The following is a 2742-nucleotide window of genomic DNA, read 5'->3' as shown; positions in this document are numbered from 1 at the left end:
GTTCAGGACCCCGAAGCGGACTTCGCCGCGCTGACCCGCGAGGAGTGGGCGAAGCTCGAGGCCGCGGACGAGCCCTACGCGGAGTATGAGCGCTTTGCGGAGGACCGGCGGCTGGCGCGCCGGATGGGGATCCTGCGCTTTCGCGCCCTCCGCCTTGGGGAGGTGCAGCAGCGCATCATCCAGCGGCTGCGGGACGCCGGCTTCAGGCACCAGGGGATATGGCTGGAGGACGATGCAAGGCTCTCCACCGCGAAGGAAGGCGTAACGTTCCACGGACGCTGTGATCGGGTGGAGCTCCTGGCGGGCCCCGACGGCCGCACCTGTGCGGTCATCACGGACTACAAGAGCCGCAGGGCCGCCATCTACGACGAGGGGGTGAAGTCCCTGCCTGCGAGGAGCTGGAACGTGGACGGACGGGACCGCTTCCGGTTCGGACTCCAGCTCTCGGCCTACGCGCTGGTGTTCAAAGAACGCGATCCCGACGTCCCCTTAAAGGGCCTCTGCTTCCTGGGCATGGCGGACGGGCGGACGGCCGGCACGCTGGCGCCGGAGCTCCAGCCCCTGTTCGCGGAGGAGGCCGAAGCCCCCAAAAAGCTCCTGGCCTCCATGGAAGAGCGCATGGAGGAAGCCGACTGCGCCTTGCGCTGCGCCGCCGCGCTGCTCCTGGCGGGAGAGTTCGAGCCGTTCTACGACTCCCCGTCCTGCCGCGTCTGCGACATGAAGGGCATCTGCCGACGGGGCGAATTCCATGGCGAGGTGCTTTTGATGGAGAACGACGCAGAATCCGCAGCCCTGCCGGAGTAGTGCCGTCGGTGCAAAAAAACAAAAAAATCCCTAAAATTCCCGACTTTTAGGTGCAGCCTATGGGTTTTGTGCGGCAGGTACACTATAATTAAGAGTGAGAAGACTCGGGGCGTGGTGTTCTTACTTTGAATCCTTGCTATCTCGGCATTTTAAGGGGCTAAAGGGAAGATGGGCATTATGAAGGGCCACCGCTTCAAGAGCATAGGGTTTAAGCTGGGTCTGATGTTCTTCCTCTTCGGCGCCGTCATCATCGCGTCGATCTTCGGCATCATGCTGAGGATCGTCACCCAGATGGAAGAGGCGCTGATCGCGGATCGACTGAACGCGGACATCAACTACATCAAGGACCTGATCGGCGATGGGGACTGGAACGTCCGGCACGGCGCCATCTACCTGGGCGACACCCTGGTGGGCGACGGCACGGAGACCCTGGCCAACCTGCGCCCCTTCCTGTATCACGAGCGCAAGACGGGAACGTTCTCCTACGTGTTCATCCGCAAGGACGACGGCAACCTCTCCTACGTTGCGGGGACCCCCGCCAGAAAGGGATACATGCAGGGCCCCTACCTGCGCGTGGCGGGGAGCACGAAGGACTCGGAAGGGCGCTCCATCGTTGGCACCTACATCGACAAGCAGGTCTCGGACGTCCTGGACGCGACGGGCGTCTACTCCGGCGAGGCCAACGTGGCGGGCAGCATGATCTACTGCCGCTACGAAGTGCTGAGGAACGACGACGACCAGGTCGTCGGCTGCATCGTCGTGGGCCGCAGCATCGCGGAGCTGCAGAGCCAGGTGAACAGCGTCATTCGGACGATGGCGATCAACATCGTCCTTGCGATCCTGTTCCTGGGCTTCATCCTCTTCCTGCTCATCAACCGGTGGACCTCCACGATCGGAAGGGTCGTGGCCTATCTGAAGGTCATCGAGATGGGCGATATCCCCTCGAAGCCCCTGACCTCCCAGACGGAGGACGAGATGGAGACCCTCGTCACGGGGATCAACCTCATGGTTGACGCGCTCAGGGAGAAGGAGATGCTGAGGCTCAAGTCGGAGACCGACCAGCTCACGGGACTGGCCAACCGCTTCGGCCTGAACCGCCGCTTCGAGGAGTTCTTCGAGGACTGCTACCACAACCGGCGTCCCCTCACCGTCGGCATCCTGGACATCGACTTTTTCAAGCCCTACAACGACAACTACGGCCACCAGGCAGGCGACCGGTGCATCGTGGCGCTGGCCGACGTCCTGAAGGAGATCGAGGGGAAGGAGCGCGTCTTCTGCGCGCGGTTCGGCGGCGACGAGTTCCTCCTGATAGGCAACGGACTCGACCTGCCGGACGTCCAGCGCATCGCACAGGAGATCAGGGACGCGGTCGCAGCGCAGCACATGCCCCACGCCCACTCGAAGGTCGCAAACGTCGTGACGGTCTCGCAGGGCTACTGCTGGGGCGTCCCGCTGGAGTACAGGAAGCTGAACGACTTCATCTATGTGGCGGACAGCGCGCTGTACGAGGTGAAGCGGGGCACGAAAAACGGCTTCAGGATCGTCCACCTGACGGAGGGCTTCCAGCCGGTGGATACGGACAACGCGGAATAGCGAAACGGAACGGCAAGCAAACGAGGGGGCGGACCGCAAAGTCCGCCCCCTCGTCCCCTGTCGACGGACCGCCGCTTCGCGTCAGCCCTTCCGGCTTCGCATCAGGTAGTCCTTCACCGCGTTTTTCCCGACGGGGTACCGCTCCGCCACCGCGCCCGCGACGTCCCGCACCGTCGCCCCCTCCGCAGCCATGGCGTCCGCGCAGGCCTGCCAGCAGGCCTCACCCTGCGAGCCGTCCACTGCGCCCTCCGGACAGCCCTCGACCACGAGGACCATCTCCCCCTTCAGCCCCTCCTCCAGGCGTTTCAGGACCTCCGACAGCGTGCCCCGGACGGCCTCCTGGTG

Annotated in this window: 2 protein-coding genes and 1 pseudogene; 2 read left to right on the top strand and 1 reads right to left on the bottom strand. The window is 64.1% G+C overall.

Going from position 1 to position 2742, the window contains the following annotated elements; genetic code table 11:
• Positions 1–804 (top strand): PD-(D/E)XK nuclease family protein (locus tag SY1_RS07215; RefSeq protein WP_208873253.1); only part of this gene is annotated, 804 nt, incomplete at its 5' end.
• 168 nt (positions 805–972) lie between these two features.
• On the top strand, positions 973–2397 hold the full coding sequence (locus SY1_RS07210) for a diguanylate cyclase domain-containing protein (protein ID WP_208873251.1): 1425 nt from the start codon (positions 973–975) through the stop codon (positions 2395–2397).
• An 81-nt stretch (positions 2398–2478) separates the two neighbouring features.
• Here SY1_RS07210 and SY1_RS07205 read toward each other — a convergent pair.
• Positions 2479–2742 (bottom strand): annotated as a pseudogene (locus tag SY1_RS07205) (16S rRNA (cytidine(1402)-2'-O)-methyltransferase); the annotation flags it as partial.

The organism is Fretibacterium fastidiosum (genome assembly GCF_000210715.1).
Classification (GTDB): domain Bacteria; phylum Synergistota; class Synergistia; order Synergistales; family Aminobacteriaceae; genus Fretibacterium; species Fretibacterium fastidiosum.
The sequence above is the reverse complement of the archived record's forward strand: the minus strand, read 5'-3'. Positions and strand labels throughout refer to the sequence as shown.

Excerpts from the sequence above, each read along its gene's own strand:
- SY1_RS07210 (WP_208873251.1), top strand. The coding sequence starts at position 973 with ATGGGCATTATGAAGGGCCACCGCTTCAAGAGCATAGGGTTTAAGCTG.